This is a genomic window from Geodermatophilus sp. URMC 61, from assembly GCF_052931555.1.
The window spans coordinates 2506926-2529690 of sequence record NZ_JBRFHZ010000002.1; the positions used below are offsets into that span (position 1 = coordinate 2506926).

Consider the following 22765-nt stretch of genomic DNA (forward strand, 5'->3'; position numbering starts at 1 on the left):
CGTCAGGCGCGCTCGAGCAGCGCCACGCACTCCACGTGCGCGGTCATCGGGAAGGCGTCGAAGCCGCGCAGCCGGGTCAGCCGGTAGCCGCCCGCGGCGAACGCGGCGACGTCGCGCGCCAGTGAGGCGGGGTCGCAGGCCACGTAGACCACCGCGCGCGGCCCGGCGCCGGCGAGCACCCGGCTGACCGCCGCGCCCGCGCCGGCCCGCGGCGGGTCGAGGACGACGACGTCGGGGGCCCCGCCCAGCTCGGCGAGCAGCTCGGTGAGCCCGTCGGCGTCCACCTCGCCCTGCCAGACCTCCGCCTGCGGCAGCGCGGCGAGGTTGGCCTCGGCGGCGGCGCAGGCGGCCTCGTCGGCCTCGACGCACACCACCCGCCCGGCGTCCCCGGCCGCGGGGGCGAGCGCGCCGCCGAAGAGCCCGGCCCCGGCGTAGAGGTCGAGCACCGTCTCCCCCGCCCGGACGTCGGCGAACGCGGCGACCGCCCCGGTGAGCGCGTCGGCCGCGGCGGGGTGGACCTGCCAGAAGCCGGTGCCCTCGACCTCCCAGTCGCGACCGGCGGCCCAGCGCGCCGCCCGGCCGGCCGGCTCGGCCGGAACGTCCTCGCCGGCGCGCAGCACCCGCGTCGACTGCGGCCGGCCCCGGCGGTCGAGCCGGGTGGTGGTCACCGTGCCGGCGGAGTCGACGGCGACGTCCACGGCGCCGGCGCCGGGCCAGCGGCGGCCGAGGACGGCGGAGGCGGCCGGCTCCACGGTGATCGGGCAGTCGTCGAGCAGCACCAGGTCGTGCGAGCGGTGCCGGCGCAGCCCGGGCGCCCCGGCGCGGTCGACGGCGAAGCGGGCGCGGGTGCGCCAGCGCAGCGGACCGCCGGGCAGCGCCTCGACGACCAGGTCGCGCACGACCGCGTCGTCCCCGGACAGGCCGCCGAGCCGGGTCAGCTGCTCGCGGACCACCGCGGCCTTGAGCCTCAGCTGCCCCTCGTGCGTGACGTGCTGCCAGTCGCAGCCGCCGCAGCGTCCCGGTCCGCTGTACGGGCAGGGCCGCGGCACCCGGTCGGGGGCTGCCTCGAGCACCTCGACGGCGTCGGCGCGGCAGAAGCCCGGCTGGCGGTCCTCGGTGACCCGGACGACGACCCGTTCGCCGGGCAGCGCGTGCCGCACGAAGACGACGCGCCCCTCGTGCCGGGCGACGCAGTGCCCGCCGTGGGCCACCGGCCCGACGATGACCTCGAACTCGGAGCCGGCCCAGCCCAGGCCCCGGTCCGGTCGGGCGCGGCCCCGCTGCGGGGGCCCGCCGCGAGCCTGCGAGCGGTGGGGGGCAGCGGGGTCCTCACCCATAGGGGGTCTGCTCCGGCTCGTCGGTCAGGCCGCGGCGCAGGTCACCGGGCGCCGGACCGGTCCTGCGCAGTCCGGCGTCCTCCCGGCCGATCGAGCTCTCCAGCTGCCAGGGCACCGAGGTGATCATCACGCCGGGCTGGAACTGCAGCCGGGCGCGCAGCCGCAACGCGCTCTGGTTGTGCAGCACGTTCTCCCACCAGTGGCCGACGACGTACTGCGGCACGAAGACGACCACCAGCTCGCGCGGGCTGTCCCGGCGGATCGACTTGACGAAGTCCACGACCGGCCGGGTGATCTCGCGGTACGGCGACTCCACCACAGTCAGGGGCACCGGGATGTCGTAGCGCTCCCACTGCTGCTGCAGGGCCCGCGTCTCGGCGTCGTCCACGTTGACCGTCAGCGCGGTGAGGTGGTCCGGGCGGGTCGCCCGGGCGAACGCCAGCGCCCGCAGCGTCGGCTTGTGCACCTTGGAGACGAGCACGACGGCGTGCACCTTGCTGGGCAGCATCCGCGAGTCGGTGTCGGGCACCAGCTGCTCGGCGACGTGCGAGTAGTGCCGGTTGATCGACTTCATCAGCAGGAACAGGACCGGCATCACGAGGATGACCAGCCACGCGCCCCGCGAGAACTTCGTGATGACGATGATCACCAGGACGACGCTGGTGAGCGTCCCGCCGAGGGCGTTGATGGCCTGCGAGCGGCGGATGCGCCGGCGGGCCTGGGGGTCGGTCTCCGAGCGCAGCTCCCGGTTCCAGTGCCGCACCATGCCCCACTGGCCGATCGAGAAGCTGGTGAAGACGCCGACGATGTACATCTGGATCAGCCGGTTGACGTCGGCCTCGAAGGCGATCATCAGCAGCGCCGCGAACCCGGCCAGGAGCAGGATGCCGTTGCTGTAGACCAGCTTGTCGCCGCGGGTGTGCAGCTGCCGGGGCATGAAGCGGTCCTGGGCGAGCACCGAGCCCAGCAGCGGGAACCCGTTGAACGCGGTGTTCGCGGCCAGGATGAGGACCAGTGCGGTCGCCGCCTGGATGTAGAAGAAGCCCGGCGAGGTGTCCCCGCCGAAGGTGGCCGCCGCGAGCTGCGCGATCACCGTCCGCTGCGGTTGTGTCTCGCAGTCGGCGAAGCCCACCAGGTCGCACGGGTGCTCCACGTACTTCACGTCGGCGGCCAGCGCCAGCGCCGTGACGCCGGCGAACATGGTCGCGGCGATCCCGCCCATGAGGGCGAGCGTGGTGGCGGCGTTGCGGCTCTTCGGCGGCTTGAACGCGGGGACGCCGTTGGCGATCGCCTCCACCCCGGTGAGCGCGGTGCAGCCCGAGGCGAAGGCCCGGAGGGCGAAGAAGAGCAGCGCCAGCCCGCCCAGCTGCTCGTACCCGGGCTCGGGGGTGACCGTGTACCCGGCCGTCTCGGCGACCACCGGGGAGTCGGTGAGCAGGTCCCGCACCAGCCCGGTCGCGACCATGACCAGGATGCCGGTGATGAAGGCGTAGGTCGGGACGGCGAAGGTGCGGCCGGACTCGCGCACCCCGCGCAGGTTCGCCGCGGCCAGCAGCGCGATCAACCCGAGGGCGATGGTCACCCGGTGCTGGTTCAGCGACGGGAACGCCGAGATGATGTTGTCCGTGCCGGCCGCGACCGACACGGCGACGGTGAGCACGTAGTCGACCAGCAGGGCACTGGCCACGGTGAGCCCGGCGAACTGCCCGTGGTTCTTGAACGCGACCTCGTAGTCGCCGCCGCCCGAGGGGTAGGCCCGCACCACCTGGCGGTACGAGAGGACGACGGTCACCAGCAGCAGGACGACGGCGATCGCCAGCCAGGGCGCCAGGAAGAGGAAGGCCGTCCCGGCCAGCGTGAGGACGATGAGGATCTCCTGTGTGGCGTAGGCCACGGAGGAGAGCGGGTCGCTGGCGAAGATGGGCAACGCCAGGCGCTTGGGGAGGAGGGACTCCCCGAGCCGGTCGCTGCGCACGGGACGGCCCAGAACCAGGCGCTTCGGGAGTTGTCCGAGGTCGGACAGCGTTGGCACGGCGGCGATGGTACGGACGCCGGGACCCCTCCCGCCCCCGTCCGGAGGGTGAGTTGCGGCGCTGCGGACCGCGGTCCCACCGCGCCCCAGGTGTAGCTTCGCGGCCGGACACGCGCCGGACTCCGACCCCGGCGCACCGCACTCGTGAACTTGGGAGTCCCCCGTGCACGTGGTCGTGATGGGCTGCGGCCGCGTCGGGTCGGCGATCGCCCGCCGGCTCGAGGAGGTCGGCCACAGCGTGGCCGTGATCGACCAGGACCCGGAGGCCTTCCGCCGGCTGGGCCCGGACTTCGCCGGCCGCCAGGTCACCGGACTGGGCTTCGACCGCCAGACGCTGCTCGACGCCGGCATCGACTCCGCAGGCGCCTTCGCCGCGGTCAGCAGCGGCGACAACTCCAACATCATCAGCGCGCGCGTGGCCCGTGAGACCTTCGGCGTCCAGCACGTCGTGGCCCGCATCTACGACTCCAAGCGCGCCGAGGTCTACGAGCGGATGGGCATCCCCAGCGTCGCGACCGTCCCGTGGACGGTGAACCGGCTGCTGCGCGAGCTGCTCTCGGTCAAGGTCAGCGAGCTGTGGCGCGAACCCACCGGGCAGGTGCTGCTCATGCGCGTCACGGTCACCGAGCCGTGGGTCGGCAGGCGGCTGGCCGAGCTGGAGGCCGCCTCCGGAGCGCGGGCCGCCTGGCTGGTCCGCTACGGCGAGGCCCAGCTGCCCACCGTGGCCACCGTGCTGCAGGACGGCGACCAGCTCGTGGTCGCCTCGACCGACGCGATCACCCAGCGGGTGCACGAGGTCGTCGAGCAGGGCCCCAGGGAAGGGGGACACTGATGCGCGTCGCCATCGTCGGCGCGGGCGCCGTCGGGCGCTCGATCGCCGGGGAGCTGCTCTCCAATGGGCACACCGTGATGCTCATCGAGAAGGACGGCCGCAAGGTCCGCACCCGCGCGGTGCCCGGCGCCGAGTGGGTGCAGGCCGACGCGTGCGAGGTCTCCTCCCTCGAGGAGGCGCAGCTGGCCACCTGCGACGTCGTCGTGGCCGCGACCGGTGACGACAAGGCCAACCTGGTCGTCTCGCTGCTGGCCAAGACCGAGTTCGCGGTCAACCGCGTCGTTGCCCGGGTCAAGGACCCGCGCAACGAGTGGCTCTACACCGAGGCGTGGGGCGTCGACGTCGCCGTCTCGACCCCGCGGGTGCTCGCCGCCCTGGTCGAGGAGGCGGTGACCGTCGGCGACGTCGTACGGCTGATGAGCTTCCGCAAGGGCGCGGCCAACCTGGTCGAGATCACCCTCGCCGAGGACACCCCGTGGGTGGGCAAGCCGCTGAGCGAGGTCCCGCTGCCGCGGGAGACGGTGCTGACCGCCGTCCTGCGCGGCGACCGGGTGATCACGCCCAGCCCGGACGAGCCGCTCGAGGCCGGCGACGAGCTGCTGTTCATCACCCACGCCGAGGTCGAGGAGCAGCTGCAGCAGGTGCTCTCCCCCGCGCAGACCATCTGAAGGAGGACTCCGTCCTCCCCACCCTCCGCCCGCTCGGGACCGGGCCGGTCCGGGCCTAGGCCGGGGGGCGCTCCCCGCCGGCCTCCGGCGGCGCGACCGCGTCGGTCCGGTGCCGGTGCAGCCGGGACACCACCCACAGGGTCACCACGACCTCGACGGCGGTGACCGGCAGGCCGAGCAGCAGCGAGGCGGTGCCGAGCAGTTCGACCTCGTCGGCGCGGTAGAGCACCCACTGGACGGCGACGCGCACCAGGAAGACGAGGCCCCACACCAGGGTCAGCCAGGAGTAGGCCCGCAGCATGCGCGGGTCGTCGCGCCAGTGCCGCTCGGGCGCGGGGTCGGCCGGACGCTCGCCGGGCGTGGCGGCCGGCGGCGGCCGGTGGTGCAGCGTGGCGTTGACCCGGCCGATCCCGCGGCGCAGGCCCGGCAGCGAGTGCGACGCCATCGAACCCAGGTGGCTGGGCGCGAGGAACTCGGCGACCACGCCGACCAGCGGCCAGCGGACGGCGATCGAGCCGATCAGCACCACACCGAGGGCGGCGTTGCGGATCAGGCCGGGGACGAAGAAGTCGCGGGCCTGACCGGAGGCGGCGGCGATGGCCACGGCGATCGCGACGCCGAAGACCCCGCTGAAGGCCTGCTGCACACTCTCCCGCCGCACCAGGCGCAGCGCGAAGAGCAGGACGGCGACCGCGAGCGCGGACCAGATGCCGGCGCGCAGCCCGGCCACGGAGTTGGCCACGATGAACGCGACGGTGGGCACCGTGGCGTCGAGCATGCCGCGCCAGCCGCCGAGCTGCTCGAGGACCAGGTGCCGGTCGAAGGCCACGCCCCCTGTCCCGGCCCCGGCGGCGTCCCCGGTACCCGCCGCACCGGGGCGCCCGTCCCCCTCGGGCGCAGCCGTCACCCGGCGCTCAGCTCGTACCGGGGGTTGTAGATGACCTGCCGCCCGTCGAAGGAGGCGAAGCGGCCGCGCGCGGTGAGCGTGCGGCCGGGCTCGATGCCGGGGATCCGCCGGCGGCCCAGCCACACGAGGGTGACCGAACCCGACCCGTCGAACAGCTCCGCCTCGAGGGTGGGCACCGTCTCCCGCGGTGTGTAGACGACCGACTTCAGCCGGCCGCTCACGGTGACGACGGCGCCCTTGCGGCAGGCGCTGACCGCCTCGCAGCCGGCGTTCGCCGAGCCCGCGCGCAGCTCCTCCGCGTCGATGGTCTGGTCGTCGGCGGTCAGCCGCTGCAGCGTCCGCGCGAACCAACCGCCCTGGCGTGTCTGCGTCACGAGCCCAGCGTAGAACCGCCGCGGACCCTGTCGGCGCGCGACCGCAGCCAGTCGCGGACCAGCGCCCACGACTCCCCCGCCGGGTCGATGAGCACCATGTGGTCACCCGGCACGAGCCGCACGTCGACGGCTGCGCCCTGCGCCGCGGCGGCCGCCGCGTAGCGGGTGCTCTGCTCGGCCGGGACGACGTCGTCGTCGGTGCCGTGCACGCACAGCAGGTCGACGCCGGTCGGGACCAGCCGCACCGGGTCGGCCGCCGCGTAGCGCTCCGGCGCGTCCGCGGGCTGGGCGCCGAGCATCTCCTGCACCGCCCCGCCGCCCAGCCGCTGCACCGCCGCGCGCTCGAGGTCGAGCACCCCGGCCTGCAGGACGGCGGCGGTCACCCGGACCCGCGGCCGCCCACCCGGCGCCTCCTCCGGCAGCCGCGACCGCCCGGCCGCCCAGGCGGCCAGGTGCCCGCCGGCCGAGTGCCCGACGACCGCGACGTCGGAGAGGTCGAGCCGGTCCGCACCCGCCAGGTCCGGCAGCGCGTCCAGCGCCGCGGCGACGTCCTCGAGGGTGGCCGGCCAGCCGCCGCCGGCGCCGACCCGGCGGTACTCGACCGCGACCGCGGCGAAGCCGGCGGCGGCCAGGTCGGCGGCGAGCGGCCGGGCCAGCTCCACACCGTGGGCGGCTCGCCAGAAGCCGCCGTGCAGCACGACGACGACCGGAGCAGGGTCCACCGGCGCCGGGCCGCCGCCCGCGGGCAGGGTCAGCTCGAGGAACTGGTCGGGGTGCGGCCCGTAGGCGGTCCGGACGGCGCTCACGGGCCGGGCGCGGCCGGCGGTGGGGTCGCCGGTCGCCGGGCGGCCTGCTGCGCGGCCAGCTGCGCGGCGGCCTGCGGCGGGAGGGTCAGCGGCAGCGGCTCGCGGACCGGCATCGGTGCGCTCCCGCGGACGACGACGATCTGCCGGAACACCTGCTCCAGGGCCGCCGCGGCCTCCGGGCTCTCCGCCGCGGGGCCGCTGATCATGCCGCGCAGGAACCAGCGGGGGCCGTCGACGCCGAGGAAGCGGGCGGGCCGGCGCACCGGTGCGGGCGCGGGCTGACCGGGCTGCGCCGGCGGGGTCGCCCGCACGAAGCCGGCCAGCTCCGGCCCGAACGGCCCGTCGACCTCCTCGAGACGCCCGCCCTGCCCCGAGGCGCTGCGGGCCAGGTCCGCGCGGACGTCGTCCCAGATGCCCGTCGCGCGGGGGGCGGCGAACACCGCCACCTGCAGCAGCGAGTCGCCGTAGCGGAGCGTGGCGCCGATGACCTTCTGCTGGGTGTTGACGTCGACCCGCAGCTCCGTGCCCGGGACCGCCGGCAGCAGCAGCGAGCCCAGGTCGATGCGGGCGACCCCGTCGTCCGGGACGTCGGCGGAGTCCCACGGCCCCGTGGTCGCCACGACCTCGCGGACCTTGTGCTGCGGCTCCGGCGGCACCCCGCGCTCGCGCAGGCTGCGGTCGATCCGGTTGCGTCGCCGTCCGAACGGCATGTCAGTCGGCCCCCTTCTCCTGGGCGCTCGCGTGCCCGCCGGTCGACCCGTGGCCCCCGGCTCCCCGCGTGCTCTCCGGCAGCTGCTCGACCGGCACGAAGCGGGCGCGCACGACCGGCTGCACCACCAGCTGGGCCACGCGGTCGCCCCGGCGCAGCGTCAGCGACGTCGTGGGGTCGAGGTTGACCAGGTTGACCTTGACCTCCCCGCGGTAGCCGGCGTCGATGGTGCCCGGGGCGTTCACCAGGGAGAGACCCAGCCGGTGGGCCAGGCCCGAGCGCGGGTGCACGAAGCCGGCGTAGCCCTCCGGGATGGCCACCGCGACGCCGGTGCCCACCAGCGCGCGCTGCAGCGGCGCGAGCTCGAGGTCCTCGGCGATCGCCAGGTCGGCGCCGGCGTCCCCGGGCAGGGCGTAGGCGGGGACGACGTCCTCCGGGGAGGTCAGCCGCACCGGGACCTCCACCTCGGGGACGGCGGGGCGGGAGGGGTCGGGCACGTCCGCGACCCTATAAGGGCCCCTCGCCCGCAAGCTCGCGCCAGGCCCCGTCCAGAGGCTCGCCGCGGCGCCGTCCCGGGCACCGCCCTGAGCTTGCGAAGGGTGGGGAGGACGGGGTCCTTGTACCTGCGAGGGGGCCGGGTCCTCACCTCAGGAGCGAGGACGGCGCAGGTCCGCCAGCACCCGGCGGGCCAGCGCCTCGGTGGCCTTCTTGTTCGCCCGGCCGCCGAGTGCCGCGCCGACGAGGAAGGGCGCTGCACCGGGGACGCTGCGGGCCATCCGCCGGGTCATCCGGCGGCTGAGCGTGCGCAGGCCGGCCGTGCTCACGACCGCACCCAGGCCCGCGAACCCGGACTCGTCGACCGCCCGCTGCTCGGTCCAGCTGGACAGGTAGGCCAGCGCGCGGGTGCGCGCGTCACCCGCGGCAGGACGGCCGTACAGCTCGTGCAGCTCGCCGAGCAGGACGACCTCGACCGCGGCGGTGAGCACCGTCTCCGCGCCGAGCTCCAGCGGCAGCGCCAGCAGCGAGGCCGGGGTGAGCCAGGAGGCCGCCGAGAGCCCGCCGGTGGCCGCGCCGACCCCCGAGGTCAGCTTGGCGGCCCGCGCCACCAGCCCGTCGGCGATCTCGTCGTCGGTCGCGCCGGGGTGGGCCGCACGCAGCCGCGCGGCGTCGCGGATGGGCAGCCGCGGGGCGGCGGTGGCGAGCAGGTCGCCCAGCAGGGCGGTGGGGGTGCGCGGCGCCCCGTCGTCCGGGGCGGACGACGGGGTGGCCCGCGCGTCCCGGGCCTCCCGCCCGGCCCGGACCCCGGCGGCCGCCACCGCGGCGACGACGTCGCGGAGCGTCGCCGCGGTCGAGCGGCGCCCCCCGGTGGACGGCTCGTTCGCCGCGCCCACCAGGCCGGACACGGCGTCGGCGAGCAGCCGGCCGGCCCGGGCGAGCGGGCCCTCCTCCGCGGGCGGGGCGGAGGGCCGGCCGGCCCCGCCGGGCGCGACCGGACGCGGTGGCGGGACGTCCCGCACCGGCCCGGTGCGCTCTCGGTGGTCCGTCACAGGCTCTCCTCGGTCGAGTGCCCCCACCGGGGAGGACCGGGTCCTTCTACGGCGGGGGCAGCGGGGTCCTCTGTCAGGCGGCGCAGTCCCGGCAGAACAGCTGGTCGCCCTTGGTGGCGGCCAGCCGGCTGCGGTGCTGCACGAGGAAGCAGCGGGAGCAGGTGAACTCGTCCTCCTGCTTGGGGAGCACGCGGACGGTCAGCTCCTCGTTCGACAGGTCGGCGCCGGGGAGCTCGAGGTTCTCGTTGAAGTCGGTCTCGTCGACGTCGACCGACGAGGACTGCGCCTCGGCGCGCCGGGCCTTGAGCTCCTCGAGCGAGTCCTCGCCGAGCTCGTCGGCCTCGTTGCGGCGTGGGGCGTCGTAGTCGGTGGCCATGGGAAGTGCCCCTCCTCCGGGGTCGTCGCGGGCGCGGCCCGCATGGTCCGCGGCGGCGCCGTGGCGCCGCCGTGCTGTCCGGTCGCCTCGGGGCGACCGGGGGTCGGGGGGCCGGTGACCGCAGGGGGCGGGGCACCGGGCCGGTACTGGTCGTTCCCGCGCCGTCCGACCCACCGGCGGACGGCGGAGCGGCCGGCACGGTCTGACCGGCGGACCCCCCAACGTCGCGCGGCCCCCGTTTGTGCCCGACGCGCGAGGGGGAGACCACCTCGCTGCCGGGTCGGGTCGGACGGGGCGCGGAGCGCCAGAGGTTACCCTGCGCCCGTGTCGACTCCTGTGGGTGCTGATCCGGCCGTCGTCGGGCCCTACCTGGCCTCCGTCCTGGGCGACGAGCGTTGGTCCCGGGTACGGGTGGAGCTCATCGCGGCGGGCATGTCCAACCTCACCTACACGGTGACCCCGGAGGGCGGGACGGACGGCGACGCGGTGATCCTGCGCCGGCCGCCGACGGGTGCGGTCCTGGCCACCGCGCACGACATGGCACGCGAGCACCGGGTCGTCTCGGCGCTCGGGCCCACCCCCGTCCCGGTGCCGCGGACGCTGCACCTGTGCACCGACACCGCCGTGCTCGGCGCGCCCTTCTACGTGATGGAGCGGGTCGTCGGCCTGCACGTCGTCGACCGGATCCCGGCCGGCTACGCCGACGAGGCGGCCCAGCGGCGGGCCATCGGCGAGGGGTTGGTCGACGTCCTGGCCGACCTGCACGCCGTCGACCACGTCGCGGTGGGGCTGGGCGACTTCGGCCGGCCGGAGGGCTTCATGGCCCGGCAGGTGCGCCGCTGGACCCAGCAGTGGGACGCCACCCGCGACCGCGAGCGCCCCGGCCTGGACGCCCTCGCCGCGCGGTTGGCCCAGACCGTGCCGACCACGCAGCGCAACGGGATCGTGCACGGCGACTTCCGGCTGGACAACTGCCTGCTCGACCCGCAGACCCCCGGCCGCGTCCGGGCGGTGCTGGACTGGGAGATGTCGACCCTCGGCGACCCGCTGGCCGACCTGGGGATGCTGCACGTCTACTGGCCGCAGGCCGGGGAGGAGAGCGTCGCCGGACAGAGCACGGTCACCGCGCTGGAGGGCTTCCCCACCCGTGCGGAGGTCGCAGCACGCTACGCGGAGCGCAGCGGCCTGGACCTCTCCGACCTGCCCTGGTACGTCGCCTTCGCCTACTTCAAGTTCGCCGCGATCGTCGCCGGCATCGTCGCCCGGTCGGCCGCCGGCGCCATGGCGGGCAAGGACACCGCCGGCTACGCCGACCGCATCGACCCGTGCGTGGAGCGGGGACGCGCCGCACTCGACGACGGTGTGATCTAGACACCGTTCCCGGCCCTACACTCCGGCCGACCACGAGTGACCGAGGAGAGCCCGTGAGCGCGCCGCCCACCGACCGTTCCGCGGCGCGTTCCCGCAGCGGCCGGCGGCTGATCCCGCCGCTGGTCTTCCTGCTGGTGCTCGCGCTGGCCGCGCTGGTCGTCTGGTGGAACGTCTTCGACACCGAGGGCGAACTGGAGGCCGAGGAGGCCCAGGCCTGCGCCAGCGCGTCGGCGGCGCCGCCCTCGCTGGACCCGTCCACGGTCGCGCTGCGGGTCTTCAACGCCACCGATCGGGGCGGATTGGCCCAGGAGGTCGCCGCGGCGCTGCAGGAGCGGGGCTTCGTGGTGGAGGAGATCGCCAACGACCCCACCGAGCGCGAGGTCACCGGCGTCGGCGAGCTGCGGCACGGTCCGCGCGGGAACGAGGCCGCCGCCTTCGTCCGGCTGTTCCTCCCGCAGTCCGGGGACTTCCTCGACACCCGGGCCACCGCCACGGTCGACGTCGTCATCGGCCCCGACTTCCCTGGCCTCGCGCCGCCGGAGGACGTCGACGCCGCGCTCGCGGCAGGAGCCAGCGCCGCCGCCGCCTGTTGACTGGAGGGCCCCGCTGCGCCGCACCGCTCGTAGGAGGACCCCGTCCTCCTCACCGTGGAAGGACCCCGTCCTCCCCACCCTTCGTGGCAGGACCCCTGCTCCCCGCCACTCGCGAGCTCGCCGCGGGACCCTGCAGGAGGCCAGCGGCACCCGGGAGGGGCGCCCTGGACGAGGCCGCCAGGGCCCCTGCGGGGCGCCACGACTAGCGGGTGTGCAGCCGGTCCAGCAGGGCCACGAACTCCTCGGCCACCGACGGCGCCACGGCGATGCCCAGCGGCTCCGCGAACGGCCGCCCCGGCAGACCGGTGACGACGACGCCGGCCTCGGCCGCGACGAGCGCGCCCGCGGCGACGTCCCATCGATTGAGGTGCATCTCGTAGTAGGCGTCCACCCGGCCGGCGGCCACGGTGCACAGGTCCAGGGCGGCCGAGCCGAGCCGCCGGATGTCGCGCACCTCCGGCAGCAGCCCGGCGACCACGGCGGCCTGGGCCCGGCGCTGCTCGGCCCGGTAGCCGAAGCCGGTCGCGACCAGCGCCTGCTCCAGGCAGGCCGGCCGGCTGCCGGTCAGCCGCACCGGCTCGGCACCGGGGAGGGTCAGGTGCGCGCCGCCGCCCGCGGTGGCCGAGAAGAGCTCGCCGGTTGCGGCGTTGAGCACGACGCCGGCGACCGACCGCCCGCCGACCTCCGCGGCGATGGAGACCGCGTACGCCGGCAGGCCGTAGACGAAGTTGGTGGTGCCGTCGATCGGGTCGACGACCCAGCGCACCCCGCTGGTTCCGGTGCGCTCGCCGCCCTCCTCCCCCAGCAGCCCGTCGTCCGGACGGGCGCCGAGCAGCCGGCTGGTGACCAGCTCCTCGCAGGCGCGGTCCACGGCGGTGACCATGTCGACGGGGCTCGACTTGACGTCGACCTCCTCGGCGGCCGAGGCGCGCCCGCGCGCGACCAGGTCGGCGGCCTCGCGGGCGGTCGAGACGGCGAGGTCGAGCAGGGCGGCGGGCTCCGGCGTCGTGGTCATGGCCCGATCCTGCACGAGCGGGACTGGCGTACGCCCGGACGATCACTACCCTGACCGAGTGCTCGGGTTCGGCGTGGACATCGGTGGCAGCGGGATCAAGGGGTGCGTGGTCGACCTCGACAAGGGCGAACTGCAGGGTGAGCGACTGCGCATCGAGACGCCGCAGCCCTCGCTGCCCGAGCCCGTCTACGACGTCGTGGCCCGGATCGTCGACTCCTTCGGGTGGGAGGGACGCATCGGCGTCACCTACCCCGGCGTGGTGAAGGGCGGGGTCGCGCGCACCGCGGCCAACGTCGACAAGAGCTGGCTGGGCACCCACCTGGCCGAGGGGCTGGCCTCCCGCATCCCCGGCACCGTGCAGACGCTCAACGACGCCGACGCCGCCGGGATCGCCGAGATGCGCTACGGCGCCGGCCGCGACAAGCGGGGCATCGTCCTCATGCTGACCTTCGGCACCGGCATCGGCAGTGCCCTGTTCACCGACGGCGTCCTGGTGCCCAACACCGAGTTCGGACACATCCAGGTCGACGGCCACGACGGCGAGAAGCGGGCGTCGGCCGCCGTGAAGGACCGTGAGGACCTCAGCTACCCGCAGTGGGCCAAGCGGGTGGACCGCTACCTCGACGTCCTGGAGGCCGCCGTCTGGCCGGACCTCATCATCGTCGGCGGCGGGGTGAGCAAGAAGGCGCACAAGTGGGTGCCGCTGCTGTCCACCCGCACCCCCGTCGTCCCCGCGCAGCTGCTCAACGACGCCGGCATCGTCGGCGCCGCCCTGGCCGCCGAGGAGCGCATCGGGCAGTGACGGCGCAGGGGCGCCGCCGCCCGCCGCCGGGCCACCACGGAGAGTGAGAACGCCCTGGCCCGGGCGCCCTCTCCCCAGGTCGGGGGGCACCCCGTCGGGCCGAAACGGTGGACCCACCGAAGCGCGTCGTTACAATGGAGGAGCCCCGCTCCCGTCGCTCCTCAGCGGAGAGGCATCCCCCGCCAGCGCACCGGTCAAACCCGGCGCTCGTCGGGCCCTCCCGCTCCGGACGCCGGCCGAGGCCGCTGCCCGGGGACCAGACGGCTCCCCGGGGAACGCACCCAGCACGGGAAGGAACCTGAGTGCCCGCCGACCAGCCAGCACCGGCCAAGGCCCCCGCTCGCAAGCGGACGGCCAAGAGCGCGGCGAAGCCGACCGCCGCCAAGGGCGCCCGCAAGCCCACCATCTCCCCGTCGCCCGGCGGCGGCGAGGGTGCCGTGCTCACCGCCGTGGCCTCGGATGCCGCCACGGTCGCCGTGGTCGACGCCGGCGGCGAGGGTCTGAAGATCGACGAGACCGTCGTCGCGACCCCGGACGGCGTCGCCGAGACCGAGGCCCCCACTCCCGAGGAGGTCGCCGAGGGCGCCGACTTCGAGTGGGACGACGAGGAGGAGTCCGAGGCCCTCCGCCAGGCCCGCAAGGACGCCGAGCTCACCGCCTCCGCCGACTCGGTCCGCGCCTACCTCAAGCAGATCGGCAAGGTGGCGCTGCTCAACGCCGAGGAGGAGGTCGACCTCGCCAAGCGCATCGAGGCCGGGCTCTACGGCGCCGAGCGGCTGCGCCAGGCCGAGGAGGAGGGCCAGAAGCTCTCCCCGCAGATGCGCCGCGACCTCAACTGGATCGTCCGCGACGGCGAGCGTGCCAAGAACCACCTGCTGGAGGCCAACCTCCGCCTGGTGGTCTCCCTCGCCAAGCGCTACACCGGCCGTGGCATGGCGTTCCTGGACCTGATCCAGGAGGGCAACCTGGGCCTGATCCGCGCGGTCGAGAAGTTCGACTACACCAAGGGCTACAAGTTCTCGACGTACGCCACCTGGTGGATCCGGCAGGCGATCACCCGCGCCATGGCCGACCAGGCCCGCACCATCCGCATCCCGGTGCACATGGTCGAGGTCATCAACAAGCTCGGCCGCATCCAGCGCGAGCTGCTCCAGGACCTCGGGCGCGAGCCCACCCCGGAGGAGCTGGCCAAGGAGATGGACATCACCCCGGACAAGGTGCTGGAGATCCAGCAGTACGCCCGGGAGCCCATCAGCCTCGACCAGACCATCGGCGACGAGGGCGACAGCCAGCTCGGTGACTTCATCGAGGACTCCGAGGCGGTCGTCGCCGTCGACGCGGTCAGCTTCACGCTCATGCAGGACCAGCTGACCAGCGTCCTGCAGACCCTGTCGGAGCGGGAGGCCGGCGTCGTACGGCTGCGGTTCGGCCTGACCGACGGCCAGCCACGCACCCTCGACGAGATCGGCCAGGTCTACGGGGTGACCCGCGAGCGGATCCGGCAGATCGAGAGCAAGACCATGTCGAAGCTGCGCCACCCGAGCCGCTCCCAGGTGCTGCGCGACTACCTGGACTGAGCACCGACCGCCCCCTGACCTGTCCGTGCAGGTCGGGGGGCGGTTTCGCGCTCAGGGCGGCGGTGGGAGGGCATGCACGGCGCTCCCGGTCCAGCTGACCGGGCCAGGGTGCACGGCGTGGCCGTCGACCTCGCCGCCCTGCTGCCGTCCTGGGAGCTGCACCTGCGCGCCGAGCGCAAGAGCCCCGAGACGGTGAAGTCCTACCGCGACGGGGTGCGCCGCTTCCTGGCCTGGGCCGACGGCGAGGGCCGCCCCGCGGTGCTCGACCGGGCCAGCGTCACCGCCTTTGTCGCCGACCTGCTCGAGGCCGGCGCGGAGCCCGCCACCGCCCGCGCCCGCCAGCTGGCGCTGCGCCGGTTCTCGGCCTGGCTGGTCGAAGAGGGCGAGAGCGACGCCGACCCCTTGCTCGGCCTCAGTGCGCCCAAGCTGGACGCGCAGGTCGTCGAGCCGCTGACCGCCGAGCAGATCCGGGCGCTGGTCCCGCCTGCGCGGGCCGGGAGCTGCGCGACCGCCGGGACGAGGCACTCGTGCGGCTGATGATCGAGACCGGTGCCCGGGCGGGGGAGGTCGTCGCGCTCGGCACCGAGGACGTCGACCTGTCCGCCGGCACGGCCACCGTGCGCCGGGGCAAGGGTGGTCGGGGCCGGGTGGTCCCCTTCGGCCCGCAGACCTCCCGAGCGCTGGACCGCTACCTCCGTGCCCGGCGCGGCCACCGGCCGGCCGACACCCCGGCGCTGTGGCTCGGCGACCGCGGCACGGCGTTCTCCTACGACGCGCTGCACGAGACCCTCGGTGAGCGGGCCCGCGCGGCCGGGATCGAGGGGTTCCGGCCGCACCGGCTGCGGCACACCGCGGCGCACCGCTGGCTCGCCGCCGGCGGCAGCGAGGGCGGTCTCATGGCGGTGGCCGGTTGGACCCGGCCGGACATGCTGCCGCGCTACACCCGCGCGCAGGCGTCGGCCCGTGCCGCCGCCGAGGCTCGCGAGCTGGGGCTCGGCGACTTCTGACGGCGGCGGGCAGCGGCCCTCCGCTGACGGCCCGACCACGTGCTCGGCGTCGGCCACACCTGGAGAGCGTGGTGGCGCCACCTCGTCCGAGCCCGCCGCGGCCGGCCGGCTGGCGGCAGGCTGGCCGCTGGCCCTCGCGGTGACCAGCAGGACGCCCGACGAGGGCGCCCCGGATCAGGTGGCGCCCGGATCCAGGGAGGCGGTTTGCGTCGCGCCGTCGGCCCATCGGTCCCCGTGTCCGCTCGTGGATGCTCGCCGCTCCCCCACCGGCCCACCCGCCGTGCCATATTCGTCGGATCCGCCGACCCCACGGCGCTGGCACATGCCGCCGTGCGGAACGCCTCCGCGCGACGTCGTCCGAGGGCACGACCGCCCTGGGAGAACACGATGCCGGATTCGAGCACCCTTCGCGTCCGTGGTCCTGGGCGCCGGCGTCCCCGCTGCCGCAGGCAGGCGCTCGCGCTGCTCGGCCTGTTCGCCGTCCTGCTGCCTCTGCTGGCGGGCGTCGGCGCCGTCCCCACGCACGCCGAGAGCTCACCGTACGGCCGGGAGCTCGCGGTCGCGGAGCTCGCCGACCCCGACGTCTACAAGGTCGACGACAACCGGTACTTCCTGTCCGGGACGTCGCCCCAGGATGACCTGCCGATCTACACCTCGACCGATCTGCGCACGTTCAGCCTGCTTCGCCGCTACGACCCCAACGAGCACGACTCCCTCCACCACTACTGCCACCAGTGGGCGCCGGACCTGGACAAGCAGGGCGACGACTACGTGCTCCACTTCGTGGCCAACCGGGTGGCCAAGGGCGAGCCTTGCCCCTCGGACGACAGTGCGCCGACGATCTTCTACGCGACGGCGCCGGCGACGCACGACGACATGCAGTTCGGTGCACCACACCCGCTCAACGAGCACACGGGGTATCCCCGCACCTACGTGACGGCGGGCTGCCCGGCCGACGGGTGCGACAAGGCGATGCGGCTGGACCCGTCGGTGTACTTCGACGGCTCCCGGCGGTGGATGCACTACACCTGGTTCCTCCCGGAGGGCGGCAACGCGGTGTCGGCCTATCCACTCGACGCACCGGAGGAGCTCTTCGAGGTGACCCGGCCGAGGACGCCGGCCGAGCAGGAGGTCAACGAGGCGCCCACCCTGTTCGGCCGTGACGGCCGGCAGTACCTCGTCTACAGCCAGGGAACCACCTGGAGCGAGTATGCGATGAGCTACGTCATGGCTGACGAGGTGAGCAGCCTGACCCGCGAGCGCGAGCGGCACTCCCTCTCCTCGCCGCTCAAGACGCACGACGGGCAGCTGATCGAGAACCAGGGGCACAACACCGTCACCGACCGGCACGGCCAGTTCTACACGCTGTACCACGTCGGCAGATTCACCTCCACCGGCGTCTTCGCCGGCCGCGACGTCTACGTCCAGCCGCTGGTGTTCAAGGCCGACGGCTCCCTGTACACGATCAACACCGTGGCCCTGCAGTGGGGAGCGGCACCTCGGGGTGAGTACTCGATCGACGTGCAGACCCGGGACGGGGTCACCATCACCGCCTGCCTGCGTGCCGGCAACGTGTCGTCGGTGGTCTTCAACGAGGTGTGCACGGCCGTCGGCGACCGGGTGGTGCACAAGGCTGACATCGCCGCCTTCCGGATCAACCGGATCGTGGACGGTGAGACGGTGGCCACCACGACGCTGGCCTACGACGGCTACACCGACAGCCTCGCCGCGACCGTCTGAGCCAGCCGGCCTCGGTGATGTCGCGACCTGCGATGCGGCGGCCGACCAACTCTCGAGCGGTCCTCGCGGTCACGGCGCGGAGGTGACGGCTCGCGCTACGAGGCGCCGCGGTGCCGTGGACGGCCGCAAGGAGCGGCTTCGGCGATGTGCGCATCCTGCGCACCAGGTGGTGACACCCGTCGACCCAGCGGCGCATGCCCGGAGCGTGCATGTCGGAGAAGTCCCGCGGTTCGGCTCCCACGGTGAAGTAGGCGTCAAGGGCGCTGCCGAACACCACCACCCGGACGGCAGGGTCCGCGGGGTGTCGCTCCACCCTTCCAAGACTTCCCGGAGCATCTCCCAGTGCAAGGCATTGACCGGCGGCCGGTGGTGGTCGACCAACCCACCCGGTCGTGCACCATGACCCGCAGGAAGTCGGCCATTCGCCCTCGCCCCCGTGCCGGTGACCGCCCCTGGAGGCCGCCATCACGGCGGACACGGCTCGCGATCATGGGGATGGCAGGGCACGGCGGGAACGGGCAGCTCTGGGTCGCCGGAGGGCGCCCGGTGGGGAGGCTGTGCACCGTGGGCCGAGTGGGGCACGCCGGCGCGCCGCACCGGCCGGCCTTCCTCACCCGGACAGCGACGGTGGTCACACTTCCGTACATGCGCTTGGCCGTGTGCTCCTCCAAGGGAGGTGTCGGCAAGACGGCGACCGCCGCCAACCTGGCTGTCGCCCTTGCCCGTCGGGGTCGAGTCCTCGCGGTCGACACCGATCCGCAGGACAGTCTCGGGCGGGCGTTCGGGGTCGTCGCCAAGGGCCGGGACGACAGCTTGGCTGCGTTGCTAGAGGATCCGGTCACGGAGGCTCGGGCAGCCATCCGGCACGACGTCGTCCCGGGCGTGGACCTGCTGCCCGCCCACCCGGCCCTCGAAGCGGTGTCGGTCCAGCTGGCCGGCACTGGTGGCCTGGTCACCAGCATCCGGCGCGCGCTGCGACCGCTGCTCGCTGAGTACGACCACATCCTGATCGACACGCGGGGAGACCTGGGTGGGCTGACCCTGGCTGCGGTGTGTGCAGCCGACACCGTGCTGACGGTCTTCACCAGCGACCCCGGCTCCGCGCTCGGCGTCGTGCGCGTTGCCGCCTTCCTCGAACAGCACCGGACGTACGAGAACACCTCCGCCGTCCTCGTCGGCGTGGCGTGCGTGGCCTGGGACAAGGAAGGGCGGGCCGCCAGAGAGGTGCTCGGGGCCCTGGAGGGGACCGGTCTGCCGCTGCTCGAGAGCCGCGTGCCGACCTCGCGCCGGGTACCGACGAGCACCTTGGCCAAACGCCCGGTCGTTCTGTCCGCCCCCTCCAGTCCGGTCGCCCGCGCCTACCTGGCGTTGGCCGACGAGGTGCTCGCCAGCGCAGAGAGGCTCCACGCATGACCACCGACAACCGACCTCCCGCCCCCAGCGCGGGTCGCGGGCGGACGACGCAGGACGAGCTGCTCCACGACCTGCGTCAGGCCTCCCCCATGCCGATCGTCCCGACGGCCGTGGAGCAGGCTCCGTCGGGCCCGCCGGAGGGCCCGGAACCCCGGGAGCGGCAGACCCCGTTGCTGCAGGTGCACGTGAGCTTGCAGCCTTGGTCGTGGCCCCGCGCTCGCCTCCTGCCCGGCGGGTCGGGTCTGGCCGTGGGCATCGGGCCGATACGCGTGTCCTGGACACTGGGCGGAGACTGATCCGGACCCGCAGTCAGCGGGGAGACCGGTCCCTGCCCCCGGCCGGCCGGCAACGGTGACCGCCACGTCAGCATCCGGCAGGCGTGTGCGCCCATACGCGTCGTTCTCGGACACCGGCTGATGCACACGTGCCGACGGCGTTCCGACGGCGTTCGCTTCCGGACCCTGGAGGACCTGTTCGTCGGCCGCTCCGTTCCGTTCGACCGTTCGGTCTCCTCGACGACATGGAACGCGTGGATCCCGTCGTCGGCTGGGACCTCCTCCGTGACCTCACGGGGACGATGCGGCGGGATCCTCCGGTCGAATGGGCTCGAGCAGCTCGATGGGTTTTCCGAGGATCCTCGAGAGAACCTCCTGACCTCCGACGCCTGTGACGATGTCCTTGCGGAAACGGACCCCGGCCCTGCGCACGAGTCCGCGATCGCCTGCAGATCAGACACCTCGAGCGAGAAGCGGTTCCACCACCCGGACTGGGTGGGGTTTCGTCTGGCATCGGTTGCCCGCCGCCCCTCTGACCGCTGGTTGCGCTCAGTGCCAGGCGGAGGTCTTCGCGGGACGAGTATCGGGAAGGTGTCCGCCGGGTGCATCAGTGCCTGGAACCCGAGCAGGTCGGGTTGCAGCCCGCCGCGCATGCAGGCGGCGGCGTACAGGGCGTACTGGGCGTTGCGGTGCTCGACGCGACCGCGGAGCGTCATCTCTGCAGGTATCGCTCCCGCAGCCCCTCGTACTCCAGCGGCTCGGCGCCGACCGGACACGCGAGATCGAGCGCCGTGACGGCCAACTCAAGGAGAGTCACATCCGGCGTCAACCAGCCGGGCACGTGGCTGGGAGCCGCTGCCGCCATGGGGTCGTGGACGTCGTCGCCTGCTGCAAGCCGGACAGCATCGCTACCTGAGCGCGTTGCTGCAGGGCGCCTGGTCGGCACCCCCGCTTCCTCGCCGCGACATGGTCGTCCGAAGTCATTGCCCTGCGTTGCCACCCCCGTAAATCCCTCCGGAGTTCTACGGATGTGGGACGCCTGCATCGGGAGCCACGGTGGGGCGGTGGTTGTAGGCGTCGAGGACCGCTGGTTCCTGGTCGAGCGTCACGCCACCCGGCCACGCGGTCGGCCGGCTGCGCACCGTGGGTTCCACGGTGGAGTGGCTGGGTGCGGTGGAGGTGCACCACACCGGATCCGTCCTGTGCTTCCTCCTCGCCGCCGACTCGACCGACGTGGTGCGGGCCTGCGAGACCGCGGGACGTCGCAGGCACCCGTCCGGGAGGTCGGCGACCTGCCGCCGGTGCGCTCCGGCACCGGGCATTTCCTGGCGCTCCGTACTGGAGGTAGCACCATGTCCACGCACCGACCCACCGGCTCTCGTTCCGGGTACGACCTGGCTCCCGGCAGCGCCACCGCGCCCGCAGGAGGACCCCGAGTACCGCAGGGGATGAACGGGACGACCGCACCGGTGGCGGCGGCCTGGATCCGCGCCGGGCTCATGGGGCTGCCCGTCTACGGGGTGCTGACCCTGTGGGCCGCCCGCGAGCCCCAGCCGAACCCCGACGAGGAGTACGAGGCGTGGGCGCGGTTCGTCACGGCGCCGGAGTACGTCCTGACGCACGTGCTGGGCAGCGGGCTCGGTCTCATCTTCGTGATCTTCGGGACCTTCGCCCTGGGCGCCTACCTGCTGGGCACGCGCGCTGCGCGGCTCGCTCTCTGGGCGATGACCGTGGCGGCGTTCGGCCAGTGCCTCTTCTTGATCTTCACCGGCGTCTCCGCCTTCGGTCCTCCGCTGGAGGGCCAGGCGTACCTGGCCGGGATGAACCTCGACGAGCTTCCCACCAGCACCGCGGACGACATGCAGGCGCTCGTCATGCTGGCCGCGATCCTCGCGAGCTTCGTCGGCAACGTGCTCCTTGGCATCGCCATGTGGCGCTCCGACGCGCTCACCGTCTGGCCGGGCGCGCTGTGGATCCTGGCGGCGCTGCTCATGTACCCCTTCGGGATCATCCTCGGCGCCCTCACCACCAGGGCCACGCCCCCCACCGTCCTCGTCGGTGCAGGCCTCGTCACCGTCAGCGGTGCGTGGGTGGTCTGGCGCGCGCGAAAGGAGCCAGCCGCGGCGGACGGACGCGTCAGCGCAGCGCAGCACGCTCCGTGAGCCCGGCTCCCCCGGGTGGTGGAACCCCACGGCGCTGTCCGGCATCGGCCACCCCGAGGGCACGCTCTCGGCGTTGTCCGATGGCCGCGCTATGTGCCGAACAGGTCCACGAAGCCGCGCGCACCGTGCCCCTCCCCCACCGGGAGTGCCGCTGGTGGGACGGCTCCCACTTTGCGGTGCCCAAGTCCCCCTCGGGCGCCTGGAGACAGAGGGCGCACACTCCCTGCGCCTCGCACTCCCAGGGCGGCTGGTGGGAGTCCGCGGACGTCCACCGGTGTCCATCGCTGCAGGTCAACGCCCGGTGTGGTCGTCAACGAATCCCTGCGGACGACCGTGAACGGCGCGGTCTGGCCACTGCCGTGGCAGCACGCAGAAGCCGCCTGACCAGGCCCTGGCGAGAACAGGACTGAGAACGCCGTCTTCGCCGAGAGACCTTCTCCGATGCACAGTGGACGTGAGTCCCGACCCCCCGTTGGGATGTTCCCCGGTGGCTCGAGCCGGTTGGTCACGGACGGGCTGCGTCGTCGACCCGCGCCAACTGACACGACCGAGGAGACGCCATGAACCACCTGCGCCGACTGCAGGCCGAGCAGCCTGTCCTCTTCTGGGCCCTGGCGGCACTCGGCCTCTTCCTCGGCTTCCAGCTCGTGCTCTCGGTCGTGGGCCTGCTGCTCGGACCGTTCGGGCTGCCGTCGTGGGTGCCCATCGTGGTCGTCGTGGGCGGCCTCGTCCTCATCGCCCGAGGCCAGCAGAGATCCCGGTGAGCAGGCCCGCCTCCCTCCGCTCCTGACCCGGGGCTTCCTGTCGACCTGCTGTGTTCGGGTCGAGCCCGGAGAGGGCGCTCGCGGTCCCCTGCAGTCGACTGCCATCGACCGGGTCGGCCCTCCTTCGCCGCAGCCTCGGCATCACATGCTGCGAGGAGTGGGATGTGGGCAGCAGAGGTCTCGACTCCTGCGCCGGACCGAGAGCGGTTGAGACACGCCCGAAGACCTCCAGCCGAGGCCGGACCCCCGCTGTCGGGCTCGCGCCGCAAGGAGAGCACGGCGAGGGCTGACGCTATGGCCACCGCCGTCACCGAACCGTCACGACGACGTGACTGAGGCATCCGTCCCTGAGGGCGGCTTGAGGGACACGCGCTTGTCCGCAAATCTGCGGCAGGGACACCGAACCGCTTCCGCGCACCGACGGGTGCGGAGGACCGGCAGCGCCGGGTATCGCGCAC

The 22765-nt window shown here is 74.1% G+C and carries 22 protein-coding genes; 12 read left to right on the top strand and 10 right to left on the bottom strand.

Translation table 11 applies throughout. The features are described 5' to 3' along the window. Positions 1 to 2: 2 nt before the first annotated feature. Entirely contained in the window at positions 3 to 1337 is a 1335-nt protein-coding gene (locus ACU610_RS11550; protein WP_446767855.1) for a class I SAM-dependent RNA methyltransferase, read from the bottom strand. Further along, on the bottom strand, positions 1330 to 3369 hold the full coding sequence (locus tag ACU610_RS11555) for an APC family permease (RefSeq protein WP_446767856.1): 2040 nt from the start codon (positions 3367 to 3369) through the stop codon (positions 1330 to 1332). The genes ACU610_RS11550 and ACU610_RS11555 overlap by 8 nt, the downstream gene beginning before the upstream one ends. A 163-nt stretch (positions 3370 to 3532) precedes the next feature. On the opposite strand from ACU610_RS11555, the gene ACU610_RS11560 reads away from it, so the two are divergent. Beyond that, a complete protein-coding gene (locus tag ACU610_RS11560; protein WP_446767857.1) occupies positions 3533 to 4201 on the top strand; it encodes a potassium channel family protein in 669 nt (222 codons plus the stop codon). After that, positions 4201 to 4869 carry a potassium channel family protein gene (locus tag ACU610_RS11565; protein WP_446767858.1) on the top strand — a complete coding sequence of 223 codons (669 nt, stop codon included), beginning with the start codon at positions 4201 to 4203 and terminating at the stop codon, positions 4867 to 4869. The genes ACU610_RS11560 and ACU610_RS11565 overlap by 1 nt, the downstream gene beginning before the upstream one ends. Before the next feature lie 55 nt (positions 4870 to 4924). Here the strand turns inward: ACU610_RS11565 and ACU610_RS11570 are convergent, their stop codons facing one another. The 7 genes from ACU610_RS11570 to ACU610_RS11600 all read right to left on the bottom strand — a co-directional run bounded on the left by ACU610_RS11570 (position 4925) and on the right by ACU610_RS11600 (position 9588). Then, positions 4925 to 5776, bottom strand: a complete 852-nt coding sequence (locus ACU610_RS11570) for a DUF3159 domain-containing protein (protein WP_446767859.1) — start codon at positions 5774 to 5776, stop codon at positions 4925 to 4927. Beyond that, a complete protein-coding gene (locus ACU610_RS11575) occupies positions 5773 to 6150 on the bottom strand; it encodes an OB-fold nucleic acid binding domain-containing protein (protein WP_446767860.1) in 378 nt (125 codons plus the stop codon). The genes ACU610_RS11570 and ACU610_RS11575 overlap by 4 nt, the downstream gene beginning before the upstream one ends. Continuing rightward, on the bottom strand, positions 6147 to 6956 hold the full coding sequence (locus ACU610_RS11580) for an alpha/beta hydrolase family protein (protein ID WP_446767861.1): 810 nt from the start codon (positions 6954 to 6956) through the stop codon (positions 6147 to 6149). Before ACU610_RS11580 ends, ACU610_RS11575 begins: the two co-directional genes overlap by 4 nt. Next, entirely contained in the window at positions 6953 to 7666 is a 714-nt protein-coding gene (locus ACU610_RS11585; RefSeq protein ID WP_446767862.1) for a DUF3710 domain-containing protein, read from the bottom strand. Before ACU610_RS11585 ends, ACU610_RS11580 begins: the two co-directional genes overlap by 4 nt. 1 nt (position 7667) lies before the next feature. After that, a complete protein-coding gene (gene dut, locus ACU610_RS11590; protein ID WP_446767863.1) occupies positions 7668 to 8162 on the bottom strand; it encodes a dUTP diphosphatase in 495 nt (164 codons plus the stop codon). Between the two features lie 150 nt (positions 8163 to 8312). Next, positions 8313 to 9212, bottom strand: a complete 900-nt coding sequence (locus ACU610_RS11595) for a hypothetical protein (protein WP_446767864.1) — start codon at positions 9210 to 9212, stop codon at positions 8313 to 8315. Positions 9213 to 9285: 73 nt separating this feature from the next. After that, on the bottom strand, positions 9286 to 9588 hold the full coding sequence (locus ACU610_RS11600; RefSeq protein WP_012948011.1) for a DUF4193 domain-containing protein: 303 nt from the start codon (positions 9586 to 9588) through the stop codon (positions 9286 to 9288). A 324-nt stretch (positions 9589 to 9912) separates the two neighbouring features. On the opposite strand from ACU610_RS11600, the gene ACU610_RS11605 reads away from it, so the two are divergent. Together ACU610_RS11605 and ACU610_RS11610 are read left to right on the top strand one after the other, a co-directional pair. Beyond that, positions 9913 to 10959, top strand: coding sequence for a phosphotransferase family protein (locus ACU610_RS11605; RefSeq protein WP_446767865.1), 1047 nt, complete (start codon positions 9913 to 9915; stop codon positions 10957 to 10959). A gap of 53 nt (positions 10960 to 11012) precedes the next feature. Then, positions 11013 to 11552 (top strand): LytR C-terminal domain-containing protein, encoded by a 540-nt coding sequence (locus tag ACU610_RS11610; protein WP_446767866.1) that lies wholly within the window; start codon positions 11013 to 11015, stop codon positions 11550 to 11552. A gap of 202 nt (positions 11553 to 11754) precedes the next feature. Here the strand turns inward: ACU610_RS11610 and ACU610_RS11615 are convergent, their stop codons facing one another. Beyond that, the gene (locus tag ACU610_RS11615) at positions 11755 to 12567 is read right to left on the bottom strand and encodes an inositol monophosphatase family protein (protein WP_446767867.1); all 813 of its coding nucleotides are present in this window, start codon (positions 12565 to 12567) and stop codon (positions 11755 to 11757) included. 58 nt (positions 12568 to 12625) lie between these two features. Here ACU610_RS11615 and ppgK point away from each other — a divergent pair, with 58 nt between their 5' ends. The 8 genes from ppgK (at position 12626) to ACU610_RS11655 (ending at position 22307) form a co-directional block, all read left to right on the top strand. Further along, positions 12626 to 13369 (top strand): polyphosphate--glucose phosphotransferase, encoded by a 744-nt coding sequence (gene ppgK, locus ACU610_RS11620; RefSeq protein WP_446767868.1) that lies wholly within the window; start codon positions 12626 to 12628, stop codon positions 13367 to 13369. Between the two features lie 302 nt (positions 13370 to 13671). Further along, the gene (locus ACU610_RS11625; protein ID WP_446767869.1) at positions 13672 to 14946 is read left to right on the top strand and encodes an RNA polymerase sigma factor; all 1275 of its coding nucleotides are present in this window, start codon (positions 13672 to 13674) and stop codon (positions 14944 to 14946) included. A gap of 117 nt (positions 14947 to 15063) precedes the next feature. Then, the gene (locus ACU610_RS11630) at positions 15064 to 15483 is read left to right on the top strand and encodes a tyrosine-type recombinase/integrase (RefSeq protein WP_446767870.1); all 420 of its coding nucleotides are present in this window, start codon (positions 15064 to 15066) and stop codon (positions 15481 to 15483) included. Then, a complete protein-coding gene (locus tag ACU610_RS11635; protein ID WP_446770718.1) occupies positions 15483 to 15953 on the top strand; it encodes a tyrosine-type recombinase/integrase in 471 nt (156 codons plus the stop codon). The genes ACU610_RS11630 and ACU610_RS11635 overlap by 1 nt, the downstream gene beginning before the upstream one ends. A gap of 387 nt (positions 15954 to 16340) precedes the next feature. Further along, positions 16341 to 17693, top strand: a complete 1353-nt coding sequence (locus ACU610_RS11640; protein WP_446767871.1) for a family 43 glycosylhydrolase — start codon at positions 16341 to 16343, stop codon at positions 17691 to 17693. Between the two features lie 573 nt (positions 17694 to 18266). Beyond that, entirely contained in the window at positions 18267 to 19106 is an 840-nt protein-coding gene (locus ACU610_RS11645; protein WP_446767872.1) for a ParA family protein, read from the top strand. A 1723-nt stretch (positions 19107 to 20829) separates the two neighbouring features. Next, positions 20830 to 21543, top strand: a complete 714-nt coding sequence (locus ACU610_RS11650) for a hypothetical protein (RefSeq protein ID WP_446767873.1) — start codon at positions 20830 to 20832, stop codon at positions 21541 to 21543. A gap of 560 nt (positions 21544 to 22103) precedes the next feature. Further along, positions 22104 to 22307: a hypothetical protein gene (locus ACU610_RS11655; protein WP_446767874.1), complete on the top strand. Its 204-nt coding sequence runs from the start codon at positions 22104 to 22106 to the stop codon at positions 22305 to 22307. Positions 22308 to 22765 lie beyond the last annotated feature (458 nt).